General features: G+C 45.3%; 17 protein-coding genes. All 17 read left to right on the plus strand.

The window, feature by feature from the left end; all coding sequences use genetic code 11:
- The first annotated feature begins 112 nt into the window (after positions 1-112).
- The 17 genes from nadA (at position 113) to lysS (ending at position 16,172) form a co-directional block, all read left to right on the plus strand.
- Positions 113-1,051: a quinolinate synthase NadA gene (gene nadA, locus CA598_RS16925; protein ID WP_094877229.1), complete on the plus strand. Its 939-nt coding sequence runs from the start codon at positions 113-115 to the stop codon at positions 1,049-1,051.
- Positions 1,052-1,090: 39 nt separating this feature from the next.
- Positions 1,091-2,707: an L-aspartate oxidase gene (gene nadB / locus CA598_RS16930; RefSeq protein ID WP_094877230.1), complete on the plus strand. Its 1,617-nt coding sequence runs from the start codon at positions 1,091-1,093 to the stop codon at positions 2,705-2,707.
- Positions 2,697-3,572, plus strand: a complete 876-nt coding sequence (gene nadC, locus CA598_RS16935) for a carboxylating nicotinate-nucleotide diphosphorylase (RefSeq protein WP_094877231.1) — start codon at positions 2,697-2,699, stop codon at positions 3,570-3,572. Before nadB ends, nadC begins: the two co-directional genes overlap by 11 nt.
- Positions 3,569-4,336 (plus strand): type III pantothenate kinase, encoded by a 768-nt coding sequence (locus tag CA598_RS16940; RefSeq protein WP_094871986.1) that lies wholly within the window; start codon positions 3,569-3,571, stop codon positions 4,334-4,336. The genes nadC and CA598_RS16940 overlap by 4 nt, the downstream gene beginning before the upstream one ends.
- Positions 4,337-4,383: 47 nt before the next feature.
- The gene (gene hslO / locus CA598_RS16945; RefSeq protein ID WP_094877232.1) at positions 4,384-5,268 is read left to right on the plus strand and encodes an Hsp33 family molecular chaperone HslO; all 885 of its coding nucleotides are present in this window, start codon (positions 4,384-4,386) and stop codon (positions 5,266-5,268) included.
- A gap of 8 nt (positions 5,269-5,276) precedes the next feature.
- Positions 5,277-6,221 carry a peptidylprolyl isomerase gene (locus CA598_RS16950; protein ID WP_094871982.1) on the plus strand — a complete coding sequence of 315 codons (945 nt, stop codon included), beginning with the start codon at positions 5,277-5,279 and terminating at the stop codon, positions 6,219-6,221.
- 173 nt (positions 6,222-6,394) lie between these two features.
- Positions 6,395-7,333 (plus strand): cysteine synthase A, encoded by a 939-nt coding sequence (gene cysK / locus CA598_RS16955; RefSeq protein WP_042123166.1) that lies wholly within the window; start codon positions 6,395-6,397, stop codon positions 7,331-7,333.
- A 388-nt stretch (positions 7,334-7,721) separates the two neighbouring features.
- Positions 7,722-9,329, plus strand: coding sequence for an anthranilate synthase component I family protein (locus tag CA598_RS16960; protein WP_094877233.1), 1,608 nt, complete (start codon positions 7,722-7,724; stop codon positions 9,327-9,329).
- The gene (gene pabA / locus CA598_RS16965; protein WP_042123170.1) at positions 9,326-9,907 is read left to right on the plus strand and encodes an aminodeoxychorismate/anthranilate synthase component II; all 582 of its coding nucleotides are present in this window, start codon (positions 9,326-9,328) and stop codon (positions 9,905-9,907) included. Before CA598_RS16960 ends, pabA begins: the two co-directional genes overlap by 4 nt.
- Positions 9,904-10,785: an aminotransferase class IV gene (locus CA598_RS16970; protein ID WP_094877234.1), complete on the plus strand. Its 882-nt coding sequence runs from the start codon at positions 9,904-9,906 to the stop codon at positions 10,783-10,785. Before pabA ends, CA598_RS16970 begins: the two co-directional genes overlap by 4 nt.
- Positions 10,782-11,639, plus strand: coding sequence for a dihydropteroate synthase (gene folP, locus CA598_RS16975; RefSeq protein WP_094871976.1), 858 nt, complete (start codon positions 10,782-10,784; stop codon positions 11,637-11,639). Before CA598_RS16970 ends, folP begins: the two co-directional genes overlap by 4 nt.
- A gap of 30 nt (positions 11,640-11,669) precedes the next feature.
- Complete coding sequence (folB, locus tag CA598_RS16980; protein WP_094877235.1) at positions 11,670-12,032, plus strand: dihydroneopterin aldolase; 363 nt, start codon at positions 11,670-11,672, stop codon at positions 12,030-12,032.
- An 11-nt stretch (positions 12,033-12,043) separates the two neighbouring features.
- Entirely contained in the window at positions 12,044-12,595 is a 552-nt protein-coding gene (gene folK, locus CA598_RS16985) for a 2-amino-4-hydroxy-6-hydroxymethyldihydropteridine diphosphokinase (RefSeq protein ID WP_094871974.1), read from the plus strand.
- Complete coding sequence (locus CA598_RS16990) at positions 12,562-12,756, plus strand: helix-turn-helix domain-containing protein (protein ID WP_234540301.1); 195 nt, start codon at positions 12,562-12,564, stop codon at positions 12,754-12,756. The genes folK and CA598_RS16990 overlap by 34 nt, the downstream gene beginning before the upstream one ends.
- 40 nt (positions 12,757-12,796) lie before the next feature.
- On the plus strand, positions 12,797-13,813 hold the full coding sequence (gene dusB / locus CA598_RS16995; RefSeq protein WP_094877236.1) for a tRNA dihydrouridine synthase DusB: 1,017 nt from the start codon (positions 12,797-12,799) through the stop codon (positions 13,811-13,813).
- 201 nt (positions 13,814-14,014) lie between these two features.
- Positions 14,015-14,494, plus strand: coding sequence for a transcription elongation factor GreA (gene greA, locus CA598_RS17000; RefSeq protein WP_042183910.1), 480 nt, complete (start codon positions 14,015-14,017; stop codon positions 14,492-14,494).
- Positions 14,495-14,651: 157 nt separating this feature from the next.
- Entirely contained in the window at positions 14,652-16,172 is a 1,521-nt protein-coding gene (lysS, locus tag CA598_RS17005; protein WP_179085871.1) for a lysine--tRNA ligase, read from the plus strand.
- The last annotated feature ends 146 nt before the right edge of the window (positions 16,173-16,318 follow it).

Below are 16,318 nucleotides of genomic sequence, written 5' to 3' on the forward strand. Positions count from 1 at the left end.
ATATTACTTACTATTCATATCAGTATGTTCATTTTTTCACCATGATGGCTCATGCCATTTGATAACATCGCGCCGGCTTAAAGCCGCGAAGATTTAAGGGGGAGAACAATCGGTGGAAGCTCTGGCACTTGAGCGCAAGCAGGAACAGAATCTAGAACTTCGGATACGTCTTGAACAGCTTAAAAAGGAAAGAAACGCAATTATTTTAGCTCATTATTATCAACGTGATGAAATTCAGGAGGTTGCCGATTTCCGGGGCGACTCTTTCTTACTCGCTCAGAAGGCTGCGGAGACAGATGCAGAGGTTATTGTATTCTGCGGTGTTCATTTCATGGGGGAGAGTGCTAAAATTCTGGCCCCAAATAAAACCGTCCTTATTCCTGATGAACGTGCAGGTTGCCCAATGGCTGATATGGTCAATGTAGACGGTTTGCGTAAGCTGAAAGCACAGCATCCAAATGCTAAAGTGGTTACTTATATCAACTCGTCTGCAGAGATTAAAGCGGAGACTGATATCTGTTGTACCTCTGCAAATGCCGTGAAAGTAATCGAATCCCTCGATGCTGAAGAAATTATCTGGGTACCTGATAAGAATCTTGGCCAATATGTACAAGATCAGACCGGTAAAAAACTGATTATCTGGGAAGGCTACTGCAACACTCACGACATGTTGACCGTTAAAGATGTAGTAGAAATGAGAGCGAAATACCCAGAAGCAGAATTTGTAGTTCATCCAGAATGTCGTCCGGAAGTAGTAGCCATGGGTGATTATGTGGGTAGTACTACATCCATTCTCGAATATTGCCGGAAATCAGACCGCAAGCAGTTTATTGTTGGGACTGAAGACGGTACAGGATATCAGCTTCGTAAAGATAGTCCGGATAAAGAATTCCATTTTGCTACAAAATTTCTTGTTTGTCCTAATATGAAAGTTAACAATCTAAAAAAACTGGTGAAATGCCTGGAGACGATGAAGCCACAAATCTATGTACCGCCTGCTGTCGCCGACAAAGCCAGAACTTCCCTAGAGCGCATGCTACAAGTCCGGTAGTATGCGCTACTCTTTCGTTGAAACAGGTGAAACGCGGTCATGATTCCACAATATTTGGTTGATTTTGATCTTTGGGATATTCCTAAAGTAAAAACAGATTGTATTGTTATCGGTTCAGGGATTGCCGGATTGTTCACGGCTATTAAAGCTAGTGAAGATCGGCGTGTCATTATGATCACAAAGAAATCAGTAATGGAGAGTAATACTCGCTATGCACAGGGGGGGATCGCAGCTGTAATAGCTGAGGACGATTCCCCTGCTTATCACCGGCAGGATACATTAATGGCTGGAGCAGGTCTTTGCTCATCCACAGCTGTCGATGCACTTGTTAATGAAGGACCAGATAGAGTTCATGAGCTAATTCGTTTAGGTACTCTTTTTGATAAGGAAGATGGGGTACTGGCTTTGACGCAGGAAGGAGCGCATAGCCACCGTCGTATTTTGCATGCTAATGGAGATGCTACAGGTTACGAGATTGTTCGTGCTTTGGCTGAACAGGTAGCTGAACATGAGAACATTGAGGTGTGGGATGATCACTATGTCATTGATCTCATCACTGAAGGTGGAGAATGTGTAGGCGCATTGTTGCAGCGTCCCGGCGGCGGACGGTTATTCCTGCAAGGGGATGCGACTATTTTGTGCTCTGGTGGTGCAGGACAATTATTTAGATACACTACTAACCCTGAAGTAGCTACAGGCGACGGGGTAGCCATTGCTTACCGTGCCGGCGCTCATATACGAGATATGGAATTTATTCAATTTCATCCTACAGCATTAAGTTATCCTGGAGCTCCTAGATTCTTAATCTCCGAAGCAGTTCGAGGGGAAGGAGCAGTGTTGCGCAATATTAATGGAGAGCGGTTCATGGAGCGTTATCATGAGCTGCTTGAGCTAGCTCCACGAGATATTGTAGCTCGGGCTATTGTAAGTGAAATGGAGCTTACAAAATCAACGTTTGTCTATTTGGATATTACGCATGAATCCCCGGAAATGGTGAAGCATCGTTTCCCTACAATACATGAGACATGTATGGGCTATGGACTGGATATTACAAGTGATTGGATTCCAGTAGCTCCAGCTGCACATTATATGATGGGGGGCATTAAGACCGATCTGAATGGGGAAAGTACGATACCTCGCTTGTTTGCTTGCGGGGAGGTTTCTTCCACGGGCGTACATGGTGCTAATCGGTTAGCAAGCAATTCATTATCGGAAGCAGTTGTTTTTGGGCATCGTATTATTGAGCGGATTCGCAAATTATCCCCGCTTGGACGTGATGTTTTATCAGTTAGTAGTAACGAAGGGCGTGTTGATTTGCCAACGCAAGCTATTGTGGAACGCCGTTTGAAGCTACAAAAGGTAATGGTTCGATATGCTGGATTACGACGTAATGAAGAGACCTTGTCTAAGGGAATAGAAGAATTGAAACGGCAGCTACCCATCTTTGGATCGGTATTGACTAAACGCGAGGAATACGAGTTCGCTAATATGCTGACCTGCTGTTTGCTCGTGACAGAGTCTGCTCTAGCACGGGAAGAGAGTCGCGGGGCACATTACCGTGAGGATTACCCGCAGCGAAGTGATGATCAGTGGCGCAAGCACCTGCTTCAAATTCGCGATCTGGGAATAGTGGAGGAATTAAGCGATGATGTTTAATGGTTACAATGAAGAACTAGTACAATCCATCAAGGCTTGGCTGCGGGAAGATGTTGGCTCCGGGGATGTAACAACACAGATGACGATACCTGTTGGCCATGAATCTAAAGGGATTATTCATGCTAAAGAAGATGGCGTCATTTGTGGTATCCCGATTGCAGAGCTGGTTTTTGAAATTGTTGATCCTACGCTTAGCTTTACAGCCCTTGTAGAAGAAGGTCAAGCAGTGACAAAAGGGACTGTAATTATCGAGGTGGAGGGTAGCACACACGCAATTCTTACAGGTGAACGGCTTGCACTGAACTTGATGCAGCGCCTTTCGGGTGTTGCATCACGTACCGCATCTTTCGTACAGGTGCTCGCTGGATTACCGACTCGTCTAGTCGATACACGTAAGACTACACCAGGACATCGTATGCTGGAAAAATATGCAGTTCGTGTTGGTGGAGGCTTTAACCATCGCTTTGGTCTATATGATGCGGTTATGATCAAGGACAATCATATCAAAGGTGCAGGTGGGATTAGGCAGGCGGTAGGCCGTGCTCGGAAGAACATTCCACATACGATGAGTATTGAAGTGGAGACTGAGAATTTAGAGCAAGTAGAAGAGGCACTGGCAGCAGGTGCTGATATTATTATGCTTGATAATATGTCTAACGAGATGATGAAGCAAGCGGTGGCCAGGATTAAATCTAAAGCTCCACATGTCAAGACAGAGGCCTCCGGCAATGTATCGTTAGAAACGGTTCGCGGGATCGCAGAAACAGGTGTGGATGTGATTTCTGTAGGACGCCTTACGTACTCCTTCTCCAGTCTGGATATTAGTCTAGACCTTAATGCCAAGAAGGAAGGGTCCTCATCATGATGCTTGCTGTAGATATCGGTAATACCAATATTGTTCTCGGTGTATACAGAAAGCGCGAATTGTTGCATCATTTTCGGCTAAGTACTGCGCGCCAATCCACCGTGGATGAATATGGAGTGCTGATACACAATCTTTTTCAGATGTCAGGGATCTCTGTCAAAGATGTGGAAGGCGTAATTATATCCTCGGTAGTTCCACCTCTGGTTAAGACTATCGTAGATATGTGTATAAAATATATAGGTAAAGAACCGTTACTCGTGGGGCCAGGGATAAAAACGGGACTTAATCTTCGTTATGAGAATCCGCGTGAGATTGGTGCAGACCGGATTGTTAATGCAGTTGCTGCGATTGAGCAATATAAATGTCCGCTTGTTGTTGTTGATTTTGGTACGGCTACGACCTTCGACTGTATCGATGCAGGAGCTAATTATCTCGGAGGAGCGATTGTTCCGGGTCTTGTTATTTCTACAGAGGCCTTATATCAGCGAGCATCGAAGCTGCCGCGAATTGAGTTAGAGAAGCCTAAAAAGGTTATCGGACGTAATACAGTTCACGCTATGCAGGCTGGTATTATTTTTGGGTATGCAGGCCAAGTGGAGGGGATTGTAAAGCGTATCAAAATCGAGATGAATGCTCCGGAACTGAAGGTTATTTCTACTGGAGGGCTTGCTTCGCTAATTGCGGGGGAGACGGATTGTATCGACGAAGTAAACCCTATGTTAACACTAGAAGGATTACGAATTATTTATGACCGTAACCAATAAAGATAAAGAAGCCTAAAGGGCGATGAGATAGGAGGACTATGCACCCAATGGAAAAAAAGAAGGATCGACTTATCCGTGGAACGGCTATGAATGGTAAAGTGAGAGCGTTTGCTGTCCGCACAACAGAATTGGTCGAGGAATTGCGGCGCAGACATGATACGTATCCAACGGCTACAGCCGCACTTGGACGTACAGTTACCGCTGCAGCCATGATGGGCGCTATGCTCAAAGGAAGAGAGAAGCTATGCATTATGGTTAAAGGGGATGGACCGATCGGGCAAATCGTTGCGGAGTCCAATGCGTTGGGAGAAGTGTGCGGTTATGTACATCATCCTCACATTCACTTACCTAGCAATAGTATGGGGAAATTGGATGTTGCTGGAGCCGTAGGCACTGAAGGGTTCATTGATATTATAAAGGATTTAGGCTTGAAAGAACCTTATCGAGGTAGTATTCCTATCATCTCCGGAGAACTTGCGGAAGATTTCACTTATTATTTCGCTGTTTCTGAACAAACCCCAGCTGCAGTTGGCTTAGGTGTATTAGTGGATACCGATGAGTCAGTGATTGTAGCCGGAGGGTTTATCGTGCAGCTTCTTCCAGGACTGACGGATGCGGAGATTACGGAGATCGAAAAAGCTCTAGGGGCTATGCCTTCCGTGACAACACTTCTTGATCAGGGTCTAGAGCCAGAAGAAATGCTGCGTATTCTTTTGCCGGATGCGATAGTTATGGATGAAATGGATATTAACTTTGCTTGTCAATGTTCGCGTGAGCGGGTAGAGCAGACATTGGTTAGCTTAGGGCAAGATGAACTGGAGAGATTAATTGCAGAAGATGAGCAGGCTGAAGTTGTATGTCATTTTTGCAACGAGGCTTATGTTTTTAATAAGGACGAATTACAGGTCATTTTAGAACAAGCGAAATCGTAGGGCATGGGATGATGACGAGACAGGAACGTGCACTTCGCAATACGGTTGTTATTCTGGCTGTTGCAACTTTAATGCTCGGGGGTCTATTGTTCTGGAGCTTACGTGCAATGGCACTTCTAAAAGGAGATACAACAGAAAACGAAACACCGGATGCAGCGACTGCAGGCGGACAACCGATAACAGATAAGCAGTGGATGGATGAGCTCAAAAAAAAGCATGGGCACGAAGTGCTGGTTGGAATGATTAATCATATTGTTGTGGAGATGGAAGCAAAGGCTCTGGGGATTACCGTGACCGACGATGAGGTTGAACAAGAACTTGCACGAACTATGATTGGATACGGATCGGAAGAACAGTATTATGCTCAAATGCAGTCTCAGCTGGGGTTATCTCGTCAGGAAGTGTTCGCGGAAACGGCTTATCGTCTAACCTTACAAGCAATAGCTACTGATGGTATTACGATTAAGGAAGCTGATATCGATACTTATTTAGACCAAAATACGGAGCGTTTCACGCCCAAAAGGGAATTGGAACTCTCCATGATTAAGGTTGCATCTTATGATGAAGGCGAGCAAGTAATGGATCGCTTGGAGCAGGGCGAGAATTTTGCTGATTTAGCCAGGGAAGTTTCCATTGATGCAGAGAGTCGGCAGCAAGGAGGACGTTTGGGTAAAGTAGAGGAAGATGACCCTTTTTGGCCGGAGGGACTGCTTAAGACAGCTGCTAGTTTGGATGAAGGTGATATAGCGGGGCCGATTCAGGCAGAGGACGACTTCGCTATCATTCGACTAGAGAGTATTCATACACAAAATATACCGGACCAAAAGGAAATTCGGGCGCTGGTACGTCAAGAGCTGGCTTTGGAGCAAGCCCCCTCTTTACAACAAGTGGAGAGTGATTTGCGCACGAAATATGATGTGGCAATAAATATTGACAACAGCCTGCAAGATTGATAATATGATATTAATGTAAAACCTACCGTTTTAGTCGGAAATAACTAACGGTAGTCTAATATCTACACCCCTTTATAGCAGTTATTATTGCATAATAGGGACACACATACAGAAGAGTAAAGTCACAATTTACGTTCTTATATCGCATTATTATTCTAAGGAGGTTTTTGCTCATGGCTAAAGTCGTTAACAACGTAACAGAATTGATCGGAGGTACTCCGCTCGTTCGTTTGAATCGTCTGGCACAGGAAGGCTCCGCAGATATTTATTTGAAATTAGAATATCAGAATCCAGGATCAAGCGTAAAAGACCGTATCGCAATCAGCATCGTTGAAGAAGCTGAACGTGAAGGTCTGCTGAAACCTGGAGGTACAATTGTAGAAGCAACTAGTGGTAACACTGGTATTGGCTTGGCACTTGTGGCTGCGGCTAAAGGTTATAAGGCAGTTATCGTAATGCCGGAAACCATGAGCTTGGAACGCCGTAATCTACTTCGTGCATACGGAGCAGAATTAGTTCTGACTCCAGGATCGGAAGGCATGAATGGTGCGGTTAAGAAAGCGGAAGAAATTCTGAAAGAAAACCCAAGCTATTTCCCATCGGAGCAGTTCAAGAATAAAGCGAATGTGAAGATCCACCGTGAGACTACTGGACCTGAGATCGTTGAAGCTATTGAGTCCATCGGTGGCCCACTGGATGCTTTTATTGCAGGTATCGGAACAGGTGGAACGATCACGGGTGCAGGTGAAGTGCTGAAGAGTAAATATCCTGACGTGAAGATCTATGCTGTGGAACCTGCTGCTTCTCCTATCTTGGCAGGAGGCAAACCAGGCCCTCACAAAATTCAGGGTATCGGAGCAAACTTCATTCCTGAAATCCTGAACCAGGACATTTATGATGAGATCATTCATGTTGAGAACGATGAAGCATTTGAAACTGCACGCCGTGTAGCTAAAGAAGAAGGCGTCTTGTCTGGGATTTCTTCCGGTGCAGCAGTATTTGCGGCACTTAAGGTTGCTAAAGACCTCGGTCCTGGCAAGAAGGTAGTTGTCATCATCCCAAGTAATGGTGAACGTTACCTGAGCACACCACTTTATAATTTCGAAGCGTAATTGTTTGCAATAACGTAATCTATAAGAGTCTTCATACCACTTTTCTGGTGGTGATGGAGACTCTTTTCGTTGATTATATGGGCAAAAGGTTCTGTGGATATATGACGATCTAGACGTGGTATTACTGAAGAGTTAAAGCCATAATAATTTCCTATAGCTGGGGGCTTTTCAATAATACCTTAAGTACAGTATACTGACAGGCAATATACTACTGATGATTAATAATAAGTAGTTGCTAGACAAAACTAAGCGAATGCTTACGAAGCGAGTTTTGTCCCGAAGATTAAACTGTAAGTTGTGCTAGACAAAACTAAGTGAATGCTTACGAAGTGAGTTTTATTGCGTAGTGATGTCTATGATGTAATTGCTCCATAAAACTTTTAGGAGGATGGCTTTGGAAATCATAACGACATGGCATGAGTGGGAACAATGGGCAGCTGAAGACTGGAGCATGTTCCCCTTGATTATAAAATCACCCAAGTGCTCGGGGGAATTGCCCGCATCCTGGAAGAAGGCCTGGGAACTAGCTTCTGAATACTCCGTAGTGTTGGAGAGTGGCAAGGGTGGCCGCTATACGTACTTAGGGTTAAATCCTGTATCAATATTAGAGGGCAAGGGAGAAGGTGCTGAGGTGTTTAGCCTTTTTCCCGAATCATTGGTTCATACAGCCGATGAGGGTTCACATGAGACTACAACGCTGCTAGGTCAGCCGCTAGAACTGCTACAGCAATGGATGTCAGGCTTCACCTCGCCAAGTCTAAACGTTCAGGGTATTCCCCCTTTTACCGGTGGATGTATTGGATTTCTAGGGTACGATGTGGTTCGTTCATTGGAGCGTTTACCGTCTCTTGCACAAGATGATCCCGGTTTTCCTGATTATCTCTTTATGAGGATGGATGAGGTATGGATTTATGATCACGAAGAGCATGTGCTTTATTGTGCTGTTCACGTCCCGGTTCCAGCAGAATGTGGGATGGAGGATTTGCAGAACCTTTATCTCGGTGCTATAGAACAGGCTGGGCGAATGGTAGAGCAGTGGCAGTTGGTATCCACTGCTTCGGGATTGAACGAAGAGATCAAAAGTAGCATTGAGGCCCTCACAGATTCCTCAGGAGAGTGGCCCGGTATGACCTCGGCCTTCTCGCCTGAGAAGTTCCAGCAGGCCGTGCTGGACGTTCAGGAATACATCCGTCAAGGCGATGTATTTCAGGTGAACCTCTCGCTGCGCCAGGAGGCGCAGCTGACGTCCTCGCCGGAGGATGTTTACGAATGGCTGCGAGGGCTCAATCCGTCCCCGTACATGGGGCTCTTACGGTCGCCCGGCTTCGCGCTGTCCAGCGCTTCACCGGAGCTGCTCGTCAAGCTGCACGGGGACAAAGTGAGCGCCCGGCCAATCGCCGGCACCCGGCGCCGGGGCCTGACTCCCGCGGAGGATGCCGCCATGGAGGCGGAGCTTCGCGGGAGCGAAAAGGAGATCGCCGAGCATATCATGCTTGTCGATCTGGAGCGCAACGACATCGGGCGTGTCGCGGCATATGGATCCGTCAGCGTGCCTGAGCTGATGACGGTGGAACGCTACTCTCATGTGATGCATCTCGTTTCACAGGTAGAGGGCCAGGTCGCACCGGATAAGGATGCTTATGCTGTAATCGCAGCATTGTTCCCAGGGGGAACGATTACAGGTGCGCCCAAAGTAAGAACAATGGAAATCATTGAAGAGCTGGAGCCGGTTCGGCGTGGGCCGTATACAGGATCTATGGGCTTTATTGACTATAACGGAAATATGGAATTAAATATTATTATTAGAACACTGGCTGTAAAGGATGGAGTCGGATATATTCAGACAGGTGCGGGCATCGTGATCGACTCTGATCCATACCGTGAATACCGTGAATGCCATAATAAAGCCAAAGCGGTAGTGAAGGCAGTACGCTGTAGTGAACTACAGCAGGAATCGCTAACTGCCATTGGCGCCGAAGGGGGAGAAACACTGTGATCTTGGTCATCGATAATTATGATTCCTTTACGTATAACCTCGTACAGTATTTAGGTGAACTTGGGGAAGAGGTTAAAGTACACCGCAACGATGAAATTACCATTGAAGAAATTGAAAAAATGGCTCCCGATCATATTTTAATTTCACCAGGACCATGTACACCTAATGAAGCGGGGATCAGTTTGGAATTGTTACATCATTTCAAAGGTATTATTCCGATCTTCGGTGTATGCCTAGGGCATCAGGCGATAGGCCAAGCATTTGGTGGGAATGTTATTCGTGCAGAGCGTTTGATGCATGGAAAGACATCCCCGATTCATCATAAGGGCACGTCGGTATTTGAAGGTCTGGAGTCTCCTTTTACAGCAACAAGATATCATTCTTTGATTGTAGAGCGCGAGAGTCTGCCGGATTGTCTGGAGATTACAGCGGAGACCGAAGAAGGGGAGATTATGGCACTGCGCCATAAAGAATACCCTATCGAAGGTGTGCAATTCCATCCGGAATCGATTATTACGGATCATGGTCATACGATGCTGCGTAATTTCTTGAAACGGAGAGCCGGAGAAACGGCATGAAATATATAGGATTTAACAATGGTGTCATTGATGCAAGACAAGCCGTGGTTTCCGCACTGGATCACGGTTTTTTATACGGCATAGGATTGTTCGAGACCTTTCGTACGTATAGGGGAGTGCCTTTTCTGCTGGAGCGTCATTTGAAGCGTATGGCAGAGGGGTGCAAAGAGCTTGGCATTCCATTTGCGCAGGATGTCGATCAGCTGCAGGAGTGGATTCAGCGTGTAATGGATAAAAATGAATTAAAAGAAGCTTATATACGCTATACAGTGACCGCTGGTGAAGATATTCTCGGATTACCCGCAGGTGATTATTGCGAACCTAATCATTTGCTGTACATCAAAGCGCTGCCGAATGTATCCGAAAAGATATATAGCGAAGGCAAAGATCTGCAACTGTTGTCTTTACGGCGTAACACTCCGGAGGGAGCCGTTCGATTCAAGTCTCTGCATTATATGAATAATATTTTGGCCAAGCGTGAGCTTAGAGGTTATGTCTCTGCGGCCAATGGTGCTGAAGGACTGATGTTGACTGCACAAGAGGTTATGGCAGAGGGCATTGTCAGCAACATCTTTTTTATAAAAAATAATATTCTCCACACTCCAGATATCTCAACTGGGATTCTTCCGGGAATTACCCGGGAAATGGTAATGGAGCTCGCTCGTAGTGCTGGAATCAGGGTAGAAGAAGGCGCATATCATTGGGAACAGTTGAAAACAGCCGATGAAGTATTTCTTACCAATTCCGTACAAGAAATTGTCCCGGTCGCAACGCTTTGGGAAAAAGATAAAAAATTCACCGTAGGCGATGGCCTTTGCGGCAGAATGACTTCGGATTTGATTTTATTCTATAGAGAAAGGACGGGAATATCGAAATGAGACCAGCCATATTCAAGCGGACATACCGCTGTGGAAATACTGATTTGGAATTGGGAAATCGAACGCTGATTATGGGTATCCTGAATGTAACCCCGGATTCTTTTTCAGATGGAGGACTTTGGGATGATCCGGACAAAGCAGTAGAACATGCGCTACAAATGGCCGCAGACGGTGCTGATATTATAGATATTGGTGGAGAATCTACCCGTCCTGGTCATAAACCAGTGGGGCTTGAAGAGGAATTAGCTCGTGTATTGCCTGTCATCGAGAGTATTCATCGAGCGGCACCGCATATCCCGTTATCTATAGATACCTACAAAGCTGAAGTGGCACGCCAAGCTATTGCTGCTGGTGCGCATATCATTAATGATATATGGGGCTGTAAGGCTGATCCGGAAATGGCGGCAGTGGCAGCTGCTGCAGACTGTCCCATTATTTTGATGCATAACCGGCAGGACCGTGATTATACGAATCTAAGTGCGGATATGTCGGCAGACCTTAAGGAAAGTATTGATCTTGCTTTAGCCGCAGGAGTGAAGCCAGCCAATATCATCTTGGATCCAGGGATCGGCTTTGCGAAGGATTGTAATGAAAATTTGCAGGCGATGATGCTTTTGGATGGATTGACTGAGTTTGGCTATCCACTGTTACTGGCGACTTCACGCAAAAAATTCATCCGTACCGTACTTGATTTACCCGCTGATGATGTTGTGGAAGGTACCGCAGCTACAGTAGCCTTTGGTATTGCTCAGGGCTGCCAAATTGTACGAGTGCATGATGTGTCTCTAATAAAACGAACAGTCAAGATGTGTGATGCGATGTTGTATGCTGCACCTCCATTGGTGCGTGAATAAAGATATTTTATAAAAAGGGCGGGTTTAAAGATGGATAAAATGACACTGCATCGAATGGAATACTACGGATATCATGGTGTGTTTGAAGAAGAGCGTAAGCTGGGCCAACGTTTTTACATTGATTTGGAGCTGGAACTCGATCTACAGGGAGCGGGCCAGAACGATGATTTGAACCAAACCGTAAACTATGCTGATGTGCATGAACTGGTCAAAAACATTGTCGAAATAAAGTCCTTTAAGTTAATTGAAGCTCTGGCAGAATATATTGCATCCTCCGTACTGGACACTTATACTGTTATCAATGCAGTAACGGTAAAGGTAACTAAACCGCATCCGCCATTCGACATTCATTTTCAGGGAGTGACTGTGGAGCTGCGCAGAACTAGAAAGTGAGAACAAAGTCCATGAATATACATTCCACCTCTGAAGAATCAGAGGCTTATATTGCTTTAGGGGCTAATTTGGGCGACCGTGAAGGCACGCTGTCAGAGGCTTTGAACAGACTGAATAATCATGATGAAATATCGGTAGTTCGCTGCTCCAAAGTCTACGAGACAGAGCCGGTAGGTTATTTAGATCAGCCGCAGTTTCTTAATATGGCAGCAGCTTTGCGCACGACGCTTGCGCCAGAGACCTTGCTGGAAGTAATGCTGGGGATCGAAACGAAGCTGGGTCGTATCCGGGATATTCGCTATGGACCGAGAACGGTAGATCTAGATTTATTGTGGGTAGAGGGCCAGACACTTGATACTCCGCATTTAACGTTACCGCATCCGCGTATGTTTGAGCGTGCATTTGTAATGCTTCCGCTCAGTGATATCGTTCCACAGAATGAACAGACTTCCGGACTCCGCAAGTTGATTACAGCAGCGCTTCAAGACATAGACGGGAAGGAAGGAATTCGATTGTGGACAACAAGCGTATGGGACGGAGGGTCAGGGCATTCCGCAAGCTAAAAGGTTATACTCAACAAGAACTTGCGGATCTCACTGGAATTTCCTTAGCTGTGCTTGGCGCAGTCGAGAGGGGAAATAGGCGTTTGGAAGATCAAATTTTAGATAAAATTGCGAATGTACTAGGGGTTACAACCGAAGAATTGGTTAACCCTGACTCATAATTTTTAAGCAATTCAAATAGGAATAGTGGAAGTGATACGAATGCTGAAGATTGGCGACATTGAAATGAAAAATCAAGTTGTTCTGGCACCTATGGCTGGGGTGTGCAATCCGGCCTTTCGTCTAATCGCTAAAGAGTTTGGTACAGGTTTAGTCTGTGCGGAAATGGTGAGCGACAAGGCTATTATTCACGGGAATACGCGTACTCGCGAAATGTTGTTTGTAGATGAACGGGAGAAACCGCTTAGTTTGCAGATTTTTGGCGGGGATAGAGAATCACTGGTGCAAGCAGCTAAAGTGGTTGATAAAGAAACCAATGCTGATATTATCGATATCAATATGGGATGCCCAGTGCCTAAAGTAACTAAATGTGATGCGGGAGCCCGCTGGCTTTTGAATCCCGACAAAATCTATGAAATGGTCTCTGCGGTTGTCGATGTTGTCGATAAACCCGTAACCGTGAAAATGCGGATTGGCTGGGATAGCGAACATATTTTTGTCGAGGATAATGCGCGTGCAGTAGAGCGTGCCGGTGGCAAAGCTGTCAGTGTACATGGACGAACACGGGAGCAGCTTTACACGGGGCGTGCGGATTGGAATTATATCAAGATGGCAAAAGAAGCGGTCTCTATTCCGGTTATCGGCAATGGTGATGTCAACACACCTGAAGATGCCCGGGCAATGCTGGATCAGACCGGTTGTGATGGCGTAATGATCGGGCGTGGTGCGTTAGGTAATCCATGGATGCTGTTCCGTACGATTCAGTATTTAAGCACCGGGGAACTGATGCCTGAACCTGGATTGGATGAGAAGATTAAGGTTGCCATTCTTCATATGGATCGGCTGGTTGCACTTAAGGGAGAAGCAGTAGCCGTTCGGGAGATGCGTAAGCATATGGCTTGGTATTTAAAAGGCCTGAAATCTGCTGCACGAGTGAAGGATGTGCTCATGTTAGAGACAGAACGTGATGGAATGGTGAAGATTTTAAATGATTTTGTCGTTCAACTACAGCATGAAGAAGAGAATAAGGGTAATGTAATGTCTGCTTCCGTAATATAAACGTTATTTTCCTAACGCTTTTTGAACACATCCCACTTTATATGTGGTGTCATTGACATTTTGTAGCGGTTCCAATATAATTTCACAGTATAAAATCGCCGTTACAGTAAGTGCAATGCAGCAGGGAGGGTTCTTATCCTCCTAGATTAGCATATAGTATGGTGTTTTCAATAAATGTATACGACAGGAGAATCGGTTGAGATGAGCGATAAAGAAGTCATCCTTACGCCGGACGGGCTAAAGCGTCTGGAAGATGAGCTGGAATTCCTCAAATCTGTGAAACGCCGCGAGGTTGCTGAACGGATTAAGGTAGCGATTGGCTACGGAGATATCAGTGAGAACTCGGAGTATGAAGACGCGAAGAATGAGCAGGCTTTTATCGAAGGACGCGTTATCACCTTGGAGAAGATGCTTCGTAACGCGCGCATCATTAATAGCGACGAGATCGTTACTGATGTGGTAAGTATCGGTGTTACTGTAAGTGTTGAAGATTTGGAGTATGGTGACACTATGGAATACACGATCGTAGGTACAGCGGAGTCCGATCCACTGAATAATAAGATCTCCAACGAAAGTCCAGTAGGCAAAGCCATCATCGGCAAGAAAATAGGCACGATTGTTGACGTTAATACACCTGCAGGCGTTATTCAATATAAAATTCTCGATATCAGAATGAAGTAGTGTACAGATCTTATAGTCTGTAAATAGATGTGCTGCCGAATGTATAAGTAGTTTTGTTGTATACAGGCAGATAAGGGAACATTGTTTGGGAAAGCTTCCTTAGGGAAGCTTTTTTTTCAAAATATAAGGGATTTATATCTGCAAGGGGATGAATAGCATGACCGAGGAAATGAATAATGTGGAGAATGCAGAGAACGAACTAAGTGAGCTTTTGCAAATCCGCCGTGCCAAATTGGACGAGCTAAGAGGACTTGGCATCGATCCTTTCGGCAAAAAGTATGAGCGTACAGCTAACGCTGGCGACCTAGTATCGAAGTATGATGGACTTTCAAAAGAAGAATTGGACGAGCTGTCTGTTGAAGTCAGCATAGCGGGTCGCATTATGGCAAAACGTGTTATGGGTAAAGCCAGTTTTGCGCATATCCAAGACCTCAGTGGAAGAATTCAGCTTTATGTTCGTCAAGACAGCATTCCTGAAACGCAATACGCAGCGTTCAATGTTCTCGATCTAGGAGATATCATTGGCGTTCGCGGAACAGTATTCAAAACCAAAACAGGCGAGACCTCCATTAAAGTGCATAATCTCGAAGTCTTGTCCAAGTCCTTGTTGCCACTTCCTGAGAAATATCATGGCCTTAAAGATGTAGAGCTGCGCTACCGTCAGCGCTATGTTGATTTGATTATTAATCCAGAAGTTCAACAGACCTTTATTGCTCGTTCAAGAATCATTCAATCGATGCGACGTTATTTGGATTCACTTGGCTATCTTGAAGTTGAAACACCTACACTTCATGCGATTGCCGGTGGAGCTGCTGCGCGTCCGTTCATCACTTACCACAACACGCTTGAAATGCAGCTTTATATGCGTATTGCTATTGAGCTTCATTTGAAACGTCTTATTGTTGGTGGACTGGAAAAAGTATACGAAATCGGTCGTGTATACCGTAATGAAGGCATTTCGACTCGTCACAATCCTGAGTTTACTATGATTGAGCTGTATGAAGCTTATGCTGATTACAAGGACATCATGAACCTTACGGAGAATATGATCGCTCATATTGCCCAAGAGGTATTAGGAACTCAACAGGTCGACTATCAAGGTAAGCCAGTAGATCTGTCACCAGGATGGCGTCGTGTAACTATGGTTGATGCCGTTAAAGAAGTAACCGGTGTTGATTTCAGTGTTCATATGACAGATGAGGAGGCACAGGCTCTGGCAAAAGAGCATCGTGTACCTGTAGAGAAGCACATGTCTTTCGGTCATATCCTTAATGCCTTCTTCGAGCAATTTGTAGAGGAAACTCTGATTCAGCCTACCTTTGTAATGGGACATCCGGTTGAAATCTCACCACTCGCTAAGAAAAACGATGAGGATCCACGCTTCACCGACCGTTTTGAATTGTTTATTGTGGGTCGTGAGCATGCGAATGCCTTTAGTGAATTGAATGATCCGATCGACCAGCGACAACGCTTTGAAGCGCAAATCCAGGAGAAAGAGCAAGGTAATGACGAAGCTCATGAAATGGACGATGACTTCATCCGTGCTTTGGAATATGGTATGCCTCCTACAGGTGGACTGGGAATCGGTGTAGACCGTTTGATCATGTTGCTTACCAATTCTGCATCTATTCGTGATGTACTGCTGTTCCCGCATATGCGTAACCGTACAAACGAATAGTATTTATACAACAATGAGCACAGGGGAGCTGTCTAGCGGCGGTTCTCCTTGGCTACTGTTGATCAGAAGGTAAAGGTTCTGGTATCGTTTTGAGGATATATAGCTTAATACTTATTTATTTGAAAAAAAGTGTTGCAATGAATCTC

The organism is Paenibacillus sp. VTT E-133291, assembly GCF_002264395.1.
GTDB lineage: Bacteria > Bacillota > Bacilli > Paenibacillales > Paenibacillaceae > Paenibacillus_AQ > Paenibacillus_AQ nitricinens.

Bases quoted from the DNA above. Each gene is read 5' to 3' on its own strand.
- cysK (WP_042123166.1), top strand. From the start codon at position 6,395: ATGGCTAAAGTCGTTAACAACGTAACAGAATTGATCGGAGGTACTCCG.
- CA598_RS16950 (WP_094871982.1), top strand. From the start codon at position 5,277: ATGATGACGAGACAGGAACGTGCACTTCGCAATACGGTTGTTATTCTG.
- CA598_RS16990 (WP_234540301.1), top strand. From the start codon at position 12,562: ATGGGACGGAGGGTCAGGGCATTCCGCAAGCTAAAAGGTTATACTCAA.
- CA598_RS16970 (WP_094877234.1), top strand. From the start codon at position 9,904: ATGAAATATATAGGATTTAACAATGGTGTCATTGATGCAAGACAAGCC.
- folK (WP_094871974.1), top strand. From the start codon at position 12,044: ATGAATATACATTCCACCTCTGAAGAATCAGAGGCTTATATTGCTTTA.
- hslO (WP_094877232.1), top strand. From the start codon at position 4,384: ATGGAAAAAAAGAAGGATCGACTTATCCGTGGAACGGCTATGAATGGT.
- folB (WP_094877235.1), top strand. From the start codon at position 11,670: ATGGATAAAATGACACTGCATCGAATGGAATACTACGGATATCATGGT.
- greA (WP_042183910.1), top strand. From the start codon at position 14,015: ATGAGCGATAAAGAAGTCATCCTTACGCCGGACGGGCTAAAGCGTCTG.
- folP (WP_094871976.1), top strand. From the start codon at position 10,782: ATGAGACCAGCCATATTCAAGCGGACATACCGCTGTGGAAATACTGAT.
- lysS (WP_179085871.1), top strand. From the start codon at position 14,652: ATGACCGAGGAAATGAATAATGTGGAGAATGCAGAGAACGAACTAAGT.
- dusB (WP_094877236.1), top strand. From the start codon at position 12,797: ATGCTGAAGATTGGCGACATTGAAATGAAAAATCAAGTTGTTCTGGCA.
- nadB (WP_094877230.1), top strand. From the start codon at position 1,091: ATGATTCCACAATATTTGGTTGATTTTGATCTTTGGGATATTCCTAAA.
- nadC (WP_094877231.1), top strand. From the start codon at position 2,697: ATGATGTTTAATGGTTACAATGAAGAACTAGTACAATCCATCAAGGCT.
- CA598_RS16940 (WP_094871986.1), top strand. From the start codon at position 3,569: ATGATGCTTGCTGTAGATATCGGTAATACCAATATTGTTCTCGGTGTA.
- CA598_RS16960 (WP_094877233.1), top strand. From the start codon at position 7,722: ATGGCTTTGGAAATCATAACGACATGGCATGAGTGGGAACAATGGGCA.